The sequence below is a fragment of the Flavobacterium sp. LAR06 genome (assembly GCF_041946075.1).
In the GTDB taxonomy this organism is placed as follows: Bacteria; Bacteroidota; Bacteroidia; order Flavobacteriales; family Flavobacteriaceae; genus Flavobacterium.
In genome coordinates, this window is record NZ_JAUTYT010000001.1 from 439,600 (window position 1) to 458,032 (window position 18,433).

At 32.0% G+C, this 18,433-nt stretch carries 15 protein-coding genes; 3 read left to right on the forward strand and 12 right to left on the reverse strand.

What is annotated here, in order from left to right; translation table 11 throughout:
* Nucleotides 1-37: 37 nt before the first annotated feature.
* The 8 genes from Q7C23_RS01960 to Q7C23_RS01995 all read right to left on the reverse strand — a co-directional run bounded on the left by Q7C23_RS01960 (nucleotide 38) and on the right by Q7C23_RS01995 (nucleotide 8,698).
* The gene (locus tag Q7C23_RS01960; protein ID WP_375030934.1) at nucleotides 38-1,102 is read right to left on the reverse strand and encodes a hypothetical protein; all 1,065 of its coding nucleotides are present in this window, start codon (nucleotides 1,100-1,102) and stop codon (nucleotides 38-40) included.
* Nucleotides 1,102-2,187, reverse strand: coding sequence for a glycosyltransferase (locus Q7C23_RS01965; protein ID WP_375030935.1), 1,086 nt, complete (start codon nucleotides 2,185-2,187; stop codon nucleotides 1,102-1,104). Before Q7C23_RS01965 ends, Q7C23_RS01960 begins: the two co-directional genes overlap by 1 nt.
* Nucleotides 2,188-2,194: 7 nt before the next feature.
* Nucleotides 2,195-3,499, reverse strand: coding sequence for an MATE family efflux transporter (locus Q7C23_RS01970; protein ID WP_375030936.1), 1,305 nt, complete (start codon nucleotides 3,497-3,499; stop codon nucleotides 2,195-2,197).
* Between the two features lie 5 nt (nucleotides 3,500-3,504).
* The gene (locus Q7C23_RS01975) at nucleotides 3,505-4,494 is read right to left on the reverse strand and encodes a hypothetical protein (protein WP_375030937.1); all 990 of its coding nucleotides are present in this window, start codon (nucleotides 4,492-4,494) and stop codon (nucleotides 3,505-3,507) included.
* A gap of 8 nt (nucleotides 4,495-4,502) precedes the next feature.
* Nucleotides 4,503-6,182: a hypothetical protein gene (locus Q7C23_RS01980; RefSeq protein ID WP_375030938.1), complete on the reverse strand. Its 1,680-nt coding sequence runs from the start codon at nucleotides 6,180-6,182 to the stop codon at nucleotides 4,503-4,505.
* A gap of 119 nt (nucleotides 6,183-6,301) precedes the next feature.
* Nucleotides 6,302-6,691: a hypothetical protein gene (locus Q7C23_RS01985; RefSeq protein ID WP_375030939.1), complete on the reverse strand. Its 390-nt coding sequence runs from the start codon at nucleotides 6,689-6,691 to the stop codon at nucleotides 6,302-6,304.
* A gap of 10 nt (nucleotides 6,692-6,701) precedes the next feature.
* Nucleotides 6,702-8,186 (reverse strand): GH3 auxin-responsive promoter family protein, encoded by a 1,485-nt coding sequence (locus Q7C23_RS01990; protein WP_375030940.1) that lies wholly within the window; start codon nucleotides 8,184-8,186, stop codon nucleotides 6,702-6,704.
* Nucleotides 8,187-8,197: 11 nt separating this feature from the next.
* Entirely contained in the window at nucleotides 8,198-8,698 is a 501-nt protein-coding gene (locus Q7C23_RS01995; RefSeq protein WP_375030941.1) for a peptidase, read from the reverse strand.
* A 211-nt stretch (nucleotides 8,699-8,909) separates the two neighbouring features.
* Between Q7C23_RS01995 and Q7C23_RS02000 the strand changes: the two genes are divergently transcribed.
* Nucleotides 8,910-9,089, forward strand: coding sequence for a twin-arginine translocase TatA/TatE family subunit (locus Q7C23_RS02000; RefSeq protein WP_194656418.1), 180 nt, complete (start codon nucleotides 8,910-8,912; stop codon nucleotides 9,087-9,089).
* Nucleotides 9,090-9,216: 127 nt separating this feature from the next.
* Nucleotides 9,217-12,678, forward strand: a complete 3,462-nt coding sequence (locus Q7C23_RS02005) for a T9SS type A sorting domain-containing protein (protein WP_375030942.1) — start codon at nucleotides 9,217-9,219, stop codon at nucleotides 12,676-12,678.
* Nucleotides 12,679-12,734: 56 nt separating this feature from the next.
* On the opposite strand, the gene Q7C23_RS02010 is transcribed toward Q7C23_RS02005, so the two are convergent.
* Together Q7C23_RS02010 and Q7C23_RS02015 are read right to left on the reverse strand one after the other, a co-directional pair.
* On the reverse strand, nucleotides 12,735-14,858 hold the full coding sequence (locus Q7C23_RS02010) for a Tex family protein (RefSeq protein ID WP_375030943.1): 2,124 nt from the start codon (nucleotides 14,856-14,858) through the stop codon (nucleotides 12,735-12,737).
* Between the two features lie 58 nt (nucleotides 14,859-14,916).
* The gene (locus Q7C23_RS02015; RefSeq protein WP_375030944.1) at nucleotides 14,917-16,215 is read right to left on the reverse strand and encodes a Fic family protein; all 1,299 of its coding nucleotides are present in this window, start codon (nucleotides 16,213-16,215) and stop codon (nucleotides 14,917-14,919) included.
* A gap of 174 nt (nucleotides 16,216-16,389) precedes the next feature.
* Here Q7C23_RS02015 and Q7C23_RS02020 point away from each other — a divergent pair, with 174 nt between their 5' ends.
* Nucleotides 16,390-16,659, forward strand: coding sequence for a DUF1294 domain-containing protein (locus Q7C23_RS02020; RefSeq protein WP_375030945.1), 270 nt, complete (start codon nucleotides 16,390-16,392; stop codon nucleotides 16,657-16,659).
* A 150-nt stretch (nucleotides 16,660-16,809) separates the two neighbouring features.
* On the opposite strand, the gene rpiB is transcribed toward Q7C23_RS02020, so the two are convergent.
* Together rpiB and Q7C23_RS02030 are read right to left on the reverse strand one after the other, a co-directional pair.
* Nucleotides 16,810-17,241, reverse strand: a complete 432-nt coding sequence (rpiB, locus tag Q7C23_RS02025; RefSeq protein WP_194656423.1) for a ribose 5-phosphate isomerase B — start codon at nucleotides 17,239-17,241, stop codon at nucleotides 16,810-16,812.
* An 874-nt stretch (nucleotides 17,242-18,115) separates the two neighbouring features.
* Nucleotides 18,116-18,349 (reverse strand): DUF2007 domain-containing protein, encoded by a 234-nt coding sequence (locus Q7C23_RS02030; RefSeq protein WP_026982402.1) that lies wholly within the window; start codon nucleotides 18,347-18,349, stop codon nucleotides 18,116-18,118.
* Nucleotides 18,350-18,433: the final 84 nt, after the last annotated feature.

Genomic DNA, 18,433 nt, shown 5'->3' on the forward strand with positions numbered 1-18,433 from the left:
CGCAACGGCGATCAGACACAAAAAAAAATGGAATATTTTATTGAAGTTCTTTTCGGAAATACTCATAATATAATGCAAAATAAATTAATGGAAAGACGCCTATTTTATGTCGAATTGATGATCCTAAATCAGGCTCAAAAACACCCTGGAGGATAAAAAAAGAAAACAAAATAAACATAATTAAAAGTTCATAATTGTATTTTTTCCTTTCTTTTAAACATTTTGAGAATCGGACTAAAAGAATATAAAACAATAATAATTGCCAGATTACGAAAACAATAATTTGAGGAGAAAGAATGTGTTTTAAACCGTTTACCGGAACATTCACTGAAAAAAATCCATAAAAAATAGCTATAATTTCTCCGTACCAGGTATCTGGTTTTACCGGAGGAATAATTATTGAATTTGCATCAGACGATCCTAATCGGGCTTTATTTACAACTTCACGGCTCATTTCAGAAAAATATTCTCCTTTTAGTATTCCGTAACTCAGCGATAAAAAAAACACTATCAATAGACCATAAAAAATTGTACTTATGGTTTTATTCTTAAAATTAATAAAACTAACCCAATACATACCTCCGGCTATAATAGGAATCAAAGCAAAATAAGGCCTGTATAAAGCTCCAAAAAACAGTAATAACCCAACTGTTATTATTATGGTATTTCGAAATGAGAACTGTTTATTTCGACACATAAATACTATTGGTGCAACATATAAGAATGTAATAAATTCTTTCGAAGGCATCGCTATATAAACGGCGATCATAAAAATTCCCAAATAAACCAAAACATTCTTTATCGTTAGTTTTTCGAAATCTTTGGGAATTCCAATTTTATATAAAATATAGATTAGAATTGGAAACTGTAAAAGTGCAATTAATGGAAACGGTAAATAACGTAAAAATGTGATTTTGTAAAATAGAATTGTAAGCGGATAACTTCCAAAATAACCTATTTCATTATAGTTATCATAAACAATAATAGCTGCATCATAAAAAAAACGGGGGGGTAAAATATAAAAAGATAACAATGCCACAACAAGATTTGCAGCTGCAATCAGCCAAAATGCCATTGTGTTTTTGTTGACCATTCTTTTCATTATTCTAGTATTGTTTTGTACAAAAGTATATGTTTATCAACCATAAACTCAATATCAAATTGTTCTGCGCGCCTCTTACCTGATTTAACCATACTTTCGTAAAAATCCTTTTCATCAATTAATTTTCTAATATAAAAAGCAAGTTCCTCTGCATTTCCTTTTTCAAACAAAATACCGGCATCCTTTACATTTATCATTCCCGGAACATCTGAACCAATAAAAGATATTCCGGCAGCCATACTTTCAATAGCAACTAAACTAAATCCCTCGCCATTTGTACTTAGAATAGAAATATCTACTGTTTTTAAAAGTCTTGGTACATCTGTTCTGTTTCCTAAAAAAACAATTCTATCCATTAATTTAAGTTCTTTTGCAAAGTTTTCACAATCTATTTTTAAAGGTCCGTCACCAACAAATACAATCTTCACATTTTCTGGTAAATATTTTAAAGCTTTAATTGCTGTTTTCTGATCCTTATGCTTATTAAAACTCGCAATATGCACTAACAAAATATCCTGTTCTGTAAATAAACTGGAAACCATTTTTTTAGTATACGGCTGAGCATCATAAATCTTTTGCAACTGAACACCATTTTGAATTACTACACATTTAGATTTCTGTTGCTTCAAATGTTTGATTATGATTTGATAAACATCGATTGTAATACAAATAATCTTAGCATAAAATTGATATATAAACCGGTCAATTATACTCAAAAGGTAATTGGCTATACGAGGATTTGTTGTACTATGCTCTGTTACAACTATTTTTATTTTAGAGAACGAAAGCATTTTAGCCAGCACAATCCAATATTGAGAAGGAAATAAATGAACATGTGCAATATCATACTTTTGTAGAAAAGGAATCATTCTAAAAACGTGAAATGGATTATAAACAGATGTTCCTACAGCATAAATTTTACAGCAATTAATCCCTTTTAAAGTTTCTAAAAAAGGAGTCATTTTTCCGTTTAGAAGCAATAGATCGACTTCAATTCCTTTTTTATTATAAAGCGGAATTGTTTCTAAAAGCAACTTTTCAGCCCCTCCTGTGTCTAAATTATTAATTACTTGCAGTACTTTCATTTCTCAATCAATTCAAAAAAACTTTTATTTTATCTTTCTGATAAACAACTACTGCTACTGCAACATTCCAAAAAAAAGAACTCGAAACAAAAGCAATCGCTGCACCTGTCATTCCGTAGTCCGGAACTAAAAATCGATTTAAAACAAAATTAAGTACAACGGCAATAATCAAAATAATCTGAAAAATATGTTGTCTTCCTGTCATATTCAAATAAACAGATGCTGAACCAAACGCAGAACAAATTCCCTGACCGATAACTAAAATTAAAAATGCTTCTTTGGCCGCCACATACTGATGTCCAAAAAAAGATAAAATATATTCTGAAAAAACGCTGATTGAAATAATTACCGGAAGTGTAATTCCGAAAATTAAACGGGCGCAGTTCTGTACTATTTTTGTTAATTCTGGCTTATTCTGGCCGGCAAAATATTCTGAAATTTTAGCTGAAACTGTAATATTTATAGTTAAAATTACAACCGAAATAATCGTCATCAACTTGACACCAACCGAATAAAAAGCAACTGTTTCATCATTTCGATATTTTTTCAGAAACATAATATCAAAACACATTAATAAAAACAGGGCCATACCACTAATTGCAATAGGATAGGATTTTAAGAAGACTTCTTTATGCGAAAACCCTTCAATCGTTTTTACCGTGCTAGTTTTATTGAAATAACTAAAAACTAAAATAGTACTAATTAGAGCAAGAAATACAAATCCGATTAAAAATACATCAACCAAATAAGTTTCTTTATGCCAATAAAACAAAACGATTGAACCAACAATCAGCGGAATATATTTGATGACATTTCTAAATAATTCTGCAATATATAGCTTATCTAAAGCTCTGATAACTTCAACATTTAAAGTTGACAATCCGTAAAAAAATAACGTTACAGCTCCCTTTAAAAAGATAGAATACACTTCAGGATCATCAAAATAAGTGTTGATTACTTTTTCATCTATCGCCAAAATTATAATCAGGCCCAAAACAGAAGTCATAAAAAGCATCGCGATCATCTTAAGATAGATTTTTTTCAGCTCTTCGAGTGCATTGAGACTTGCTAATTTTCCTTTAAAATATAATATGGACTGATCAAATCCCAACAAACAAATCGTTCCTACAGCTAAAAGAAATGATCTGGCAAAGTCATATTGTCCGACTAATTTCGGACTATAGGATTTTGTTAAAAACACAGTAAAACCAAACAACAAAAGAACTCCTAAGATTCTTAAAAACAAAGTATTAAAACTTTGCCTTAAAAATATATTTTGTGAAAGTCTCTCAAGGATAGAATTGGTTTTCAATTGTTTTAATGTTGATTTGCACGTGAGATTGCGAGTTGCTTACGGTAAAATTTACGGAACAGACTCACCAGAACAAAAAGGAAAATAAAGAAAATTGGCAGCCAGATTTTAAAATTTCCGTTGACTGTTTTATTTTCATTTATATTCAAAGTTGTATTAATATCTTTAATTGTTTTATCAAAACTTATTAATCTAAATCTGTTTTTTCCTTGTTCTGCAACTAACTTTTGTTTCGTTTTTATAATGTCATTTAGCTGCAAATTCTCACTGTAATAAACCAGTTTATCGTTTTTAGTACTGTTTTTTGCAGTACTCGAAAGTCCGTTTAAAACATGATCGATCTGAGCTATTATGGTGTCATTTTGAGCGATTTCAAGTTCCAGGTTTTTATACCCTATCTTTTGAATTGAATTAAAATAAGCCGAATTATTCAAATATTTCAATAAAGGTTCTACAACTTCTTTTTCGTTTACTAATCCATTTGAAAGAAAAGAAATAGTATGATAAGTGTAATTTTTGCTCGTAACATTATCCTCTAAAACCTTTTTGACTTCGCCAACCTCAGCCATTAATTTAATAAGTTCAAAGTTTTGTTCTTTGTCTTCTATAAATTTATACACATCTGCAATAGGTTTGATTTCAATTTTTCGAATAGCTTTTGGATCTGCAATTCCAACTGTATTTCTAAGGAAATCTACATCTCCGGAAACAATTTTGGCCTGTATCAAATCGACTTTGGCATATAAATAATCAACACTCTCAAAATTTGGCGTTACAACAATCTGGTTGTTATATGATTTTTTACTGGAATCTAAATAAAATCCGAGCGTACCTCCAAGTATAACCAAAACCAGTACCACAATCCAGTTTCGAATAAAAAACTGAATTGCTCTAAAAATAGAACTGTTTACACGATCAAAAAAGCTGTTTATGCTTCTTGAAAGCTGAAAAATATCTATTTCCTGATCTGAATTTTGGGGTACTTTTGTACTCATTTATTGTTTTATTTTACGTTGAAAATTTGTTCCAAAATTTTAATGGTAATCAAATAGGTTGGTTTTACACCAGTCGTTCCTAATCCGCCTGAAGCTAGTGTACTTCCGGTTTCCAAAGGATTATCTGAGGCATAATACGCATAACGAACCTTAATATCGTGCGGTACACTTTTTCTAATTTTTGACGCCGACTGAATCGCTTTTTGGTAATAAGAACCTTCCATTTCAAGACCAATTACACCCCAGGTTGATTCATGGAAAAATTTCAACAAATCCCTGTTTTGTAATGATGTTCCTAAAACAGTAACCATCGCGCCTTCAAAAACGGCAATGTCGTTTCCTTTAAACATAGCGCCTGTTAATTCATTTTCGAAGAAATAATTATCAGCGGTTCCTTCGTTGATATGTGCTGTCGGAATCATGATATCGCCTTTTCCGCCTTCCAAAATTCCGGCTTTTCCCATAATCGAAACCGATTGAACATTCAATAACGTTTCTTTTTTATACGGTTTCAAAAGTTCATCGATTGTTTCGTAGGCTTGTTCTCCAAACGCATAATCCATTACAATAATCACTGGTGCGGCTTCTTCAATAACCGCTTTTGAAAATCCTGTTTTTGCCCAGTCAATTTTGGCTGTGTCAAAAATCTGAACATCGATATTCGTTCCTGATGTATCAGGTAAGGAAATCATTCCGTTTTTTAAAGCTAATTCTTCAACTACACCTCTAATCTCTTTTGCACCAGATTTGCTCAACTCTTCATAAATAAAGAAATCTGACTTGTCTTTGAATTTCGTTTTCAACAAAGGTGTTGCAAAAATCGAATTCATCACACTGTGCATGTTTGCACTTATCACGTGAATTGGACGCTTTAAAAGATTGTTAGTCTTTAAAACCTCCTTGATGTTGGTTGCCCAGATTTCACCGTGAATGTGGTGTCCTAAACGTTCTCTTAAAACCGGACTGAATGTAATTGTTCTTTTATTGTTTTCGATTACTTCTTCGATGGCTAATTTTCCTAACCAATAAATAACGTGCAGGAAACGATCCGGAGCATTCTCAGATCCGAAAGCATCGTAAATATCTAAAACCTCTTCAAATGTTCTTCCTAAAATATTGGCAACATGCGAGATTGCTTTTTCTTTTTCAATTAAAGCCAATTTTTTGGTTTGCGTTACTGCTTGCTCCAGTTTCAGCCAATCGCGTGAAACCTCCCCTCCATCATCTAATAAAACTCTGTTTTTAATTTTATGTGATTCGATGAAAATAAAAGTCAAATGCGTCAAAATATCGTAGATGTCTGAACGTCCGCGTGTGATTTCAACATTCATTTGTTCTTCATCGATTCTATAACAATTTCTTCTTCTTTTTGGCGGAACAATGGCCTGAAAATGCGATTTCGAATACCCTTCATCTGAAGTTAAGTTGATAAAACGGCATTGTTCAATTCCTATCGGAAGACGTTCTATAACGTACAAAAGTCCGTTTAGTTCTACTTTTTCTTCGCCTATATTTCCGTAAATTTCCGGACGCAATGCTAGTAATGATTCGCGCAAGCCATCACCCGAAACTCCCATTGGCTTATAAAAACCTCGGTTGAATAAGTGACGCATTGTAATGTACATTCTCTCAATAGCCGCAGATGATTCCTGCGCTCTTGATCTTGATATATGTTTGGTTTCTTTCATGCTTTTTTAATTTAAAAATCTTCAAAATATTGAAGATCATTCTGACTTTCTACAAACGAAAGTAGGAAATATTAATATTATTTTAGTTGAAAACTAGAAATGTGATTTAATTATAACATTTATTTCAGATTAGGATTCACAATTTGAATGACTTCACATTCTGCTGCTATATATCGTCCTTCCATGAAAAACGCTTTTAATCCAATTTTAATGCGTCCTTTATGAAGTTCTATAATTGCTTTATTTAATATCCACATTTTTGCCTTTCCTGAAGTTGGAACTTGTATTGATTTGTCTAAAATTATATTGTCTTCGTGGTCTAAAAATTCTGGCCAAATCATCCATTGTTGTCTGGCTTTTTCATCCCCAGAATACATAAAATCAGAACGATATCCCTGCATGGGGTTTCCCATTGGTCTTCCTCCTTGTTCTGGAGAAAAAAAACGATATTGAACTATAAAGTCACATTCACGATTTTTTATCTTTTCATAAGGGGTATGATTTTCCAATGTCCTTTAGTTATTTCAAATTATCCGCAATCTTTCTATCATTAGATAATCTAGGCGTTTTATTTTGCCCCCCTAATTTTCCCTGTGATTTCATATAGTCCTGAAAACCGTTTTTAGAAACTTTGGTTATCACCACTTTTCGCAAAACACTTCCGGTAATCAAATCATCGTAATAGATGTTTTGTTTTCGCATTGAATTATCAATTGCTTCGGCGAAAGCATCCATATTCTCAGGTTCATTTTCAAATTCAACAAACCATTCATGATACGGTAATCCGCTTGACGGATTTATTTGTGGCGCTACTGTAAATTCGTTGATAACAATTTTGGTTCCTGCAGTGGCTTCTTTCATTGCATTTTCAACTTCATTCGCAATAACATGTTCTCCAAAAGCAGAAATATAATGTTTGATTCGGCCTGAAACTATCACACGATGCGGAAACAAAGAAGTAAACTGCACTGTATCACCAATATTATAGCGCCAAAGTCCTGCATTTGTAGAAATGATTAAAGCATAATTTACGCCAACCTCAACTTCTCCAATAGTATAACTTTTTGCATTTGGTTCGAAAAATTCATCTGCTTTAATAAACTCGTAGAAAATTCCGGAATTCAATAACAGCAGCATTCCTTTTGCTTTTTGAGAATCCTGATAAGCAAAAAATCCTTCAGAAGCCGGGAACAATTCGATACTATCGACTTTTCTGCCAATCATGTTTTCGAACTTCGCGCGATAGGGTTCGTAATTCACACCGCCATAAATAAACAAATTAAAGTTTTTGAATAATTCGCTGATTTTTTTGCCACCGCTTTTCTCCTGCAAACGCTCAAAATACATTTGAACCCAAGACGGAATACCAGAAATAATAGTCATATCCTGTTCGATGGTCTCTTCAACAATAGCATCAATTTTAGTTTCCCAATCTTCAATACAATTGGTTTCCCAGGATGGCATTCGGTTTTTTTGGAGATATTTCGGAACAAAATGTGCTCCAATTCCGGAAAGTCTTCCAAATTTAATTCCGTATTTTTCAACTAAAATTGGACTTCCCTGAAGGAAAATCATTTTTCCGTCTACAAAATCAGCGTTTCCGGTTTCATATATATAATGCAGAATGGCATTTCTAGAAGCTTCAATATGAAACGGCATTGATTCTTTCGTCAGCGGAATATATTTTGCGCCCGAAGTAGTCCCTGAAGTTTTCGCAAAATAAAGCGGTTTTCCTTTCCACAAAATATTCTTTTCGCCCATTCGAACTTTGTCGATATAAGGCTTTAGATCTTCGTAATCGCGAATCGGAACACGTTTCCTGAAATCGTGAACTGTTTTTATTTTATCAAAATGATGATCAGCTCCGAACTGAGTTTCTTTTGCGCTATTTATTAAACCTTTAAAAACTTCTTGTTGTGTTTCTACTGGTTTATTGGCCCAAGCCTGAGTTTTATAATATATTTTGCTGGCAAATAATTTTGCTGCTACAGATTTAATCGACATTTTTTATACTATTATTTCTTGTCACTTTTGTTTTTACCAGGCGTTTTTTCGCCAGACTCCTTCTCTATTTTTGCCACCTCTTCTCTTAATTTCATTTCCTCTTCAGTAGCTTTCATATTTACTTCTGAAGGTTCATCAACTTCTGCTAAAATCGAATCCTTATTGAATTTTGCATAGTCCAGTTCTCCTCTTAAAACTTTTTGAATTCCATGAATATAGGCTTCGTTTTTCTTCAGTGCTGTTTCTAATGAATCTGATTTTATCGCCAATCTTGTTGCGTCTCTTTTTAATTTAGAAGAAGAATATCCCGGAATAAACTCGCGTAAAGGCGTAAAAGCAATTATAAAAGTGGTAATTAAAATTAAGAATATACTTCCTAAAGACAACACAACAAAAACATTCATTAGATTGAGTTTGAGCGAAAACGTTTCTTCAAAAGTATCTTCATTCAAAATTACCAGTCGGTTTTTGGTGAATAATTTTCTTCTGAAATTATGTTTCTTCTTGGTCATTTCGGTTCTTTATATGAGCAAATATAATAATTAATCGCCTTGTTGATGCCGGCTGGATTTGATCGAATCTGCATAATTTACGATTTTATAAAATATTTAACGTTGGTAAGGCTAAATATTTTAATCCAAAAACACTTTTTGTTCGTATATTTCTATATACCTTTGCGGTACAATTAGAAAAACAATTTGCTTCGGCATTAAATATACAATCATGGGAAGATTAGGTCTTACAGAAATCCTTGTAATAGTAGGTATTGTGTTATTACTTTTTGGAGGTAAAAAAATTCCAGAATTAATGAAAGGTTTAGGAAGCGGAATTAAGGAATTTAAAAACGCTGCCAAAGACGACCAGCCTGCTGCTGCCAAAAAAGAAGAGGAAGAAGTAAAATAATAATTACAACTTTTAAAATTTATAGAATCCCAAGTTACAATTGTAGCTTGGGATTTTTTTGTTTTAGAAATTTCTATATAAGAAAAGTTGTATTTAAATATTTCTATATTTGATGAAAATCTTTTTTATGAAAAAACCTTTACTCTTTTTATTTTTATTTTTACAATCCGTTATACTATTTGCACAAAACACAACAGAAATAACACAAACTTTTGGAACTTATCCGGGATTTAATAATGATATTACCGTTGTAAAGCAACAACCTGACGGTAAAATATTAGTAGGTGGTCGATTTACTTGCTATCAAGGAACTATTCAAAACAGATTGATTCGTTTAAATACTGATGGAAGCAAAGACAGTTCATTTGATATTGGGGTTGGATTTGACTATGATGTTGAAAATATACTTTTACAACCCGATGGTAAGATATTAGTATGTGGTTTATATAGTAAATATCAGGGAGATGCTCAACAAGGTGTAATTCGTTTAAATACTGATGGCAGCAGAGACACTTCATTTAAAATAGGAACTGGAGCGGATACAGTATATTGTTTAGCACTACAACCCAATGGTCAAATACTAGTTGGAGGTGGGTTTCAAAGCTTTAATGGCTCTGGTATCAGAAGTGTGGTTCGGTTAAATTCAAATGGGGATATAGATATTTCCTTTAAAACACAAATTAGTGCTTATAGATATGTAGAATCTTTAATAGTACAGCCTGATGGTAAAATACTGGCAGAAGGAAATTTTAGCTATCCTCAAAATGAATTAATTCGTTTAAATGCAGATGGAAGCCATGATACTTCATTTGACATAGGAAGAGATGGTTTTGAAAATAATAATGTTCAATCAATGGCGCTACAATCTGATGGTAAAATAATAGTCGCCGGAACTTTTAGCAGTTATAAAGGAATTACTGAAAATGGTTTAATTCGTTTAAATGCCGATGGAAGCAAAGATATTTCTTTCGACGCTAAAAGCGGCTTTAATAAAATATCCAGTAATAATCCAAGTCACATTCATTATGGGATAAGAAAAATAGCTATACAGTCTGATGAAAAAATATTTATTATGGGAAATTTTAGCAGCTATCAAGGAATTAGTGTAAACGGCTTAATCCGTATTAATAAAGATGGATCTAGGGACAACTCTTTCGACATTGGTACTCAATTTAATAATGACCCAACTAAATCTAAAACCTTAACACTTCAATCTGATGGAAAATTATTAGTGGGATGGGATATTACAAATAATCAAGAAATTACTCAAAAACACTTAACTCGTTTAAACACCAATGGAACTAAGGATTCGTCTTTAAGCATTGGAACTGGATTAAATTTTCCCGTTACTTCGATAGTAAAACAAAACGATGGGAAAATATTATTAGGTGGAAATTTTACGAGCTATAAAGAAGTTTCTCAAAATAATCTGATGCGTCTCAATTCAGATAAAAGTAAAGATAACTCCTTTTCTATTGGATCTGGATTCAATGGTTCTGTTAATTCTATAGCATTACAAAACGATGGTAAAATAATAGTAGGCGGTAAATTTAATAAATACCAAGAAACTGCTCAAAATTGCTTAATTCGTTTAAATACCGATGGAACTAAAGATTCCTCCTTTAATGTGGGTATAGGATTTGACAATACAGTTAATTTTATAACTATACAACCTGACGGTAAAATAATAGTAGGCGGTAATTTTAGAAAATATCAAGGAATTTCTCAGAATTATTTGATTCGTTTAAACACAGACGGAACCAAAGACACTTCTTTTGATATAGGGTCTGGATTTTATAATCGTATGGCTGACGCTGTAGACGTAGTCAAAACAATAGTATTACAATCCGATGGAAAAATACTGGTGGGAGGAAACTTTGAAATGTTCAGAAGTTTGGATCAAGAAAATTTAATTCGTTTAAATGCAGATGGAACCAAAGACACTTCTTTTGATATAGGGTCTGGATTTAGTAGCAATATTTATTCTATAACTTTACAACAAGATGAAAAAATACTAGTAGGAGGTGCCTATTCAAGTTATCAGGGAATAAGTCAAAACAGTTTAATTCGTTTAAATGCAGATGGAAGTAAAGACAATTCCTTTGATATAGGACTTACGTTTCAAGATCACTTCGTTTATTCTATAGTCCTACAAAATGACGGGAAAATAATTGTTGGTAATTATTCTTATAGTTCTCAAGCACTAACTCAAAATAATTTAGTCCGTTTAAATACAGACGGAAGTAAAGACAACGGTTTTGGCACAGGAATTACATTTTTCAATAATAATAATAAAAATGCAGGTATCTATTCAATATTATTACAACCAAATGATGAATTGCTAATTGGTGGTGACTTTACTGCATATCGAGGAAATAATCGGTCAGCCTTTTTAATCGGTGTAGCAGAAAATTATATTGCCTCACCATTAATTGTTACACAATCAAAAGCTAATGCATACTGTTCGGGACTCGTTGAAGGATATGCTTCTGTATCTGTTTCTGGAGGAAAAACGCCATATACTTATCTCTGGTCTAATGGAGCAACAACATCTAAAATTACAGGATTAGTTGCTGGTTATTATTCTTGTAAAATCACAGATGCCGATTTAACAACACTCACAGAGAATTTCAGCATAACTACAATCGCAGATACTGAAAATCCTACAATTATTGCGCCTACTAATATGACTGTAAACACTACTAGCGGTTGTAAGGCAATAGGTGTTATTTTAGGTAATCCTGTTACGGCTGACAATTGTTCAGTGGCTTCAGTTATTAACAATGCCCCTGCTATTTTCCCTTTAGGAAATACAACCGTAACCTGGACGGTAAAAGATGCAAGTAACAATACTGCAACTGCAACTCAAATCGTGACAGTAAAAGATGCAACTTTACCAATTATAATTGCTCCAACTGCAATAACTGTAAGTACAAACACAAACTGTACGGCAACAAATGTTGTATTAGGAACTCCAGTTACTGCTGACAATTGTTCTGTAGCTTCTGTAACAAACGATGCTCCTGTAGCTTTTCCATTAGGAAATACAACAGTAATCTGGACGATAAAAGATGCTAGTAACAATATCGCAACCGCAACTCAAATTGTCACGGTAAAAGGCATTGATGCAACTGTTACAAACAATGTAGGTATACTAACTGTTGTTGAATCCGGAGCACTATACAGATGGCTTGAATGTAATAACGGAACCTTTACTCCAATTCTAAACGAAAATAAAATTTCTTTTACACCTAAAAAAACAGGCAGTTACGCAGTCGAAATTACTAAAAACGGCTGTACAGCAACAAGTACGTGTTATGAAGTTAAAACGCTTGGAACGAAAGATTTCGATTTAGAAAATTCTTTAAAATTATATCCAAATCCAACAACGGATTTCGTAACAATTGAATTAAATACTTTAGATAATGCCAAATTGAAAATATTAGATGTAAATGGTCAATTTATTCTTTTAAAAGAATTAAAAACAACATCAAATACTATAAATATTTCACATTTAGCTTCAGGAGTTTATCTGTTTGAAATTTCAAACGACAATGGAAAAACTATCAAAAAAGTAATTAAAAAATAGTTTTTAAAGAAATACAACCATAAAAAAAGTCCCGAAATTTCGGGACTTTTTTGTATTTATAATACCATCGTTAATTGAATTCTCTTTCTGTCTTCATCAACTTCAGTAACTTTCACATCAACATGCTGATGCAATTTTACAACTTCATTGACATCGCTTACGAATCCCGCTTTTAATTGAGAAATGTGAACCAGTCCACTTTCCTTAATTCCGATATCAACAAAACAACCAAAGTTGGTAATGTTATTCACAATTCCCGGTAAAATCATTCCGGTTCTTAAATCCTTGATCGATTTTACATTTGCATCAAATTCAAAAACCTTGGCAGACTTTCTCGGATCTAGTCCTGGCTTTTCAAGTTCTTTAATGATGTCTTTTAGCGTAAGCAAACCAATTTCAGGTGTAATATAGTTTTCGGCTTTAATAAGCGCTGTTTTCTCTTTGTTTGCAATTAAGTCGTTTACCGAAAGTTTCAAATCTTTTGCCATTTTCTCCACAACCGGATAAGCTTCCGGGTGTACTGCCGAATTATCCAAAGGATTTTTAGCATTCGAAATTCGGATAAAAGCCGCACCTTGCTGATAGGCCTTGTCGCCTAAGCGAGGTACTTTTTTCAACTGTTTTCTATCTTCAAACGGACCATTTTCTGAGCGATACTGAACGATGTTTTCGGCAAGCTTCTCTCCTATTCCACTCACGTAACTTAGTAAATGTTTACTTGCGGTGTTGATATTGATTCCAACCGAGTTTACGCAGCGAATTACCGTATTATCCAATTCTTCTTTTAGTTTCGTTTGATCAACATCGTGCTGATATTGGCCTACGCCGATCGCTTTCGGGTCGATTTTAACCAATTCGGCCAAAGGATCTGAAAGTCGTCTTCCGATTGAAACCGATCCACGAACCGTAACATCATAATTAGGAAATTCTTCACGAGCAATTTTTGATGCCGAATAAACCGAAGCTCCTGCCTCTGAAACAATAAAAACCTGCAACGGTTTGTCGAACGCGATTTTCTTGATGAAGAATTCCGTTTCTCTCGAAGCGGTTCCATTTCCAATAGAAATCGCATCAATTTGATACGCATTTACCATTGAACGGATTTTCTTGATTGCCATTGCTTCCTCATTTTGAGGTGCATGCGGATAAATGGTTTCGTTGTATAATAAATCCCCTTTTTCATCCAGACAAACTACTTTACAACCACTTCTGAATCCTGGATCGATTGCTAAAATTCGTTTTTCTCCCAACGGCGGAGCCAATAATAACTGTCCTAAGTTGTTGGCAAAAACCTGAATCGAATTCGCATCAGCTTTTGCTTTTGCTTCCTGTAAAGTTTCATTTCCAATCGCAGGATTCAGTAATCTTTTATAACTGTCTTCAATCGCTAACTGCAAATGTGCTGTTGTGCTATTTTGTTTTTTAATAATAATTTCGTCAATAACATCATAAGCTTCATCCAAATCAACATCAACTTTCATCTTCACAAAACCTTCGTTTTCAGCACGAAGCATCGCTAATAAACGGTGTGATGGTGCTTTTGTCAAAGGCTCTTCCCAATCAAAATACTGACTGAATTTTTGTGCTCCTTCTTCTTCAGCTTTCTTTTTTACAACTTTAGTTCCGATAGTTGCTTTTCTTTGAAACAATCTTCTCAACTGTTTACGAACGTAAATATTCTCGTTGATCCATTCGGCGACAATATCGCGTGCGCCTTGCATTGCGGCTTCTTCATTAATTACATTTTCATTGATGTATTGCGTTGAAATAAAATCGACATCAACATTACTTTCCGACATGATAATTTTCGCCAATGGTTCTAAACCAAATTCACGCGCCACATCGGCTTTTGTTTTTTTCTTCTTTTTGTAGGGAAGGTAAAAGTCTTCAATTTCCTGCAAATCAAAACTTTGTTCTATTTTTTGTTTCAAATCTGGTGTAAGCGCCTTTTGCTCCTCTATTGATTTTAGAACGGCTTCTTTACGTTTTACAATCGTTTCGTACTCTTTTTGAAGTTTCGCAATTTGTTCAATTACAACTTCATCCAGGTTTCCGGTTGTATCTTTTCGGTAACGGGAAATAAACGGAATCGTACAATCTTCCTCTAATAATTTTACCGTGTTTTGAATGTTAATCGGTGCAGTCTGTACAGACTTGGCAATGAATTGAATATTAGTCATTTATATTGTTTTAATATATAGATAAAAATTGCGAGATTTCACGAGAATCTCGCAATTTTTACAATTTATAAGATTTTAAAATTTTATTAAACTGTTTTGATTTAATAAAATTGTGCTTTATTTTATTAACTTGTATTTTTTCTAAAAAACCTAAATTTTCAAGGTTATTTAAATCTGTTCTAGCCGTAAAATTTGAAATTCCAAATCTATTTTCTATTTCCTTACTACTTAAAACCCTATCAGAATCTTCATTTAAAATTTTTAAAATTTGTGCCTGGCGCTCATTCACATTTGGTATTTTAATAAATTTTGCTGCTTGAATTACTTCATTTTGTTTTCTACCAATATATTCCTTCAAGGCTGTAAATGCCTTCTCCATTGTTTTTATATGATAAGTTATAAAGTAAGTAAGATCATTTTGATCAATTTCTGAATACAAAAAAGCTTTTTCATACTGTCCCTTTGTATCTTTTATAATAGTAGAAATCGTTAAATATTCTGTCAGCCAGTAACCATTTTTTAGCATATACCAATAAAATAGAGCCCTTGCTGTTCTACCATTTCCATCAGAAAATGGATGTATCCAGCCAATCATAAAATGAATTATAATTCCTTTAATAATTGGATGAATAAACGTCTTTTGTTCTTCATTAAAAAACAAACACAAGTCATTAATTAATTTTTTTATCTCTTCACTAGTTGGTGGTGTATGTACTACTTCACTATTTGAATAGTTTACCACAAAAATATCGTTCTTCTCTCTATATTTGCCCTCATCTTCAATATCTTCTAATGTATTATTAGATATAAGTTTATGAATGTATAAAAGATTCTCTGGTGTTAAATTATTATTTCTATGTTGAACAATATATCTCATTGTGAAATAATTATTCATAATCATCTGTTCTGATTTATTTTTCGGTTTACGTTCTTTTTGAATCATTTCCTTTGCCGCTTTTCTAGTGGTATTTGCACCTTCCATTTGACTACTTGAAATAGCTTCTTCCATTATTGAACTTAGGAGAAATTTATTTTTGTCAGTATCATTTATACCTATATTACTTCCTAAATTTCCTCCGATATGTAAATCAAAATGATGTAAAAGTCTAAGAATATAATCAGTAACATTAAAGTTAAAAGAATATGTTCCAAATAAAATATTTTGCTTGTTTAATGATCGAGATAATTTAACGGCATTCCAATATTGTTCAGGTTCAATAGATTTAGTTTTATATTTAACTTTATCCCAATATAAATATTCATCATTGATTTCTTTCAATTCACCTGACATCGTAAGCTGAGTAAGTAAGCTTATAGTATTATTATCGTATTTAGATATCGGTGGACGTTCTAACATAAAGTTATTTTTATGCTAAAATAATAAATAATGCGAGATTCTCGTAAAATCTCGCATTATTTACTTCTTTTAAATTTATAATATTTATAGCTCTCTTAATAAAAGCTACATTGTATAATCTTTTTTGTAATATAATTCGGCTAAAATAATATCTTTGTTTCTAATTTTAAGCCAATGGAAATTTTATTATTGTATTTTTTATTTATAAACATCTTCGTTTTTATTCTTGCCGCTTATGACAAATATCTAGCCCGAAAAAACAAACGTAGAATTCCTGAAAATACCTTGTTTTTCCTGGAAGCTATCGGAGGAACAATTGGTTTATTACTCGCCATGCTACTCTTTAAACATAAAACGAGTAAAACCTCTTTTATTGTGAAGTTTTCCGCAATTTTTTTGATTCAGATCGTTTTAATCTATCTTATAATAACTGATAAGATTTAAACAATTGGATTGTTAATAACTCCAAAATAGGTTAAATTTTAAATTTAATAATCTGATTTTAAGACTATAAATAAAAAACCGGATGAATTTTTAAAATCCGCCCGGTGTGTTTATTTTTATTGGTGCGAAGCACCCGATTTTTTTGATTTTTTACGAACAGGCGATTTTATTCACTCTGTTTTGGTGTCTTCCACCTTCAAAAGCCGTTGTTAAAAACGTTTCAACAATTTCTACCGCTTGCGGAACCGACGTAAAACGCGCCGGAATACTTACAATGTTTGCATCATTATGTAAACGTGTTAAATACGCAATTTCTTTAGTCCAGCATAAACCCGCTCTTACTTTTGGATGTTTGTTCACTGTCATTGCAATTCCATTTCCGCTTCCGCAGATAACAATTCCAAAGTCAGCTTTTCCTTCAGATACATCATTTGCAACCGGATGGCCATAATCTGGATAATCAACAGAATCTTCAGAATCTGTTCCGTAATTCGTTACTTCATATCCTTTTGCTTTAAGCATGGCAACAATTGCTTTTTTATAATCTGGTCCCGCGTGGTCGTTTCCTATCGAAATTTTCATTGTAAATACTATTTAGTTGTGTTATGCAAATTTAACCAAAGAATTACAAACATGTTTAAAAAGGAAACTAAATTTTATAGCCACGAATTCACGAATTTTTAGATTTATAAAATTCGTGAATTCGTGCCGAAAAAACTGCTTAGTATATGCATTAAACTTTACGACCTTTTTGACACAGATTAACACTTATTTATAGATCCAAACTTTATTAACTTTGCGTAAAAACTTTGTGTTCTTTGTGGAAAAATACACCCCATTTCCAACAAGCTTTATATCAAAAACTTAGCGTTATTAACAATTTAAATATCTCTATAATTAGCTGAAGATCAATTAGAAATAAACATAGATTTTGTTAAAATTTTAGAATGTTAATACCAAAAGCTAATTCGTTGATATTCAGTTAACTTTAAATTAACATTATTTGTTAATAAGTTCAGATAGAAAATTAGAAGTTTTTTTTGGTCGTGTCATAAAAAAACCTAATCCAAAACCCGAATCAAAAAACCTAATAAAGTTTGAGGAATTTTTAGAAAAGTTATCAATATCAAAAATGCCATTTTCAACAAATATCAACATATGAACTTATCTACAAAATGAATTCATTTTTGGTTGTCAACCGTTGTTAATTAAAATACAAAAAGTCTTATAAATTAATCTTTTAGCTAAATATAAGTATGTTGATAACTCTATATAACTAAGCAAAACTTCATTTCAATACATTTAAAAATAAAATTATTGCACATATTAACAAGCTATAATAACAACCATAAATTAATTTAAATTAAATTTTTCTTTTTGTTGTATTTAATATATGTTGACAACTTTGAAAGTTTGAAAAGAAAAAAAAAAATTGAAATTGAAAAAATAGAGCGGTTTAAACGATTTTGAGTGGACTATTGAGATTGTCCAGAATTTGCTGAACTTCTTCGAAATCGTTGGGATGAACTTTGAGTTTGATTCCACCCAATGCAGCCGAATACATTGGAGCCACAGAGAGCGTCATTTCGTTTTCAAAAAAATACGGAATCTCTTCTTGTTCTAATAAGTGTTTCAGAACAACAGTTTCGTGCTGATAATTGAATATGGCGATGGTTTTAAAGCTTTCCATACAAGGTCTTTTAATAAAGATACGAAAGTTATTTTTTTAATAATTTATTTGTTAAAATCTATAATCTGATATCTTATTTGTAAT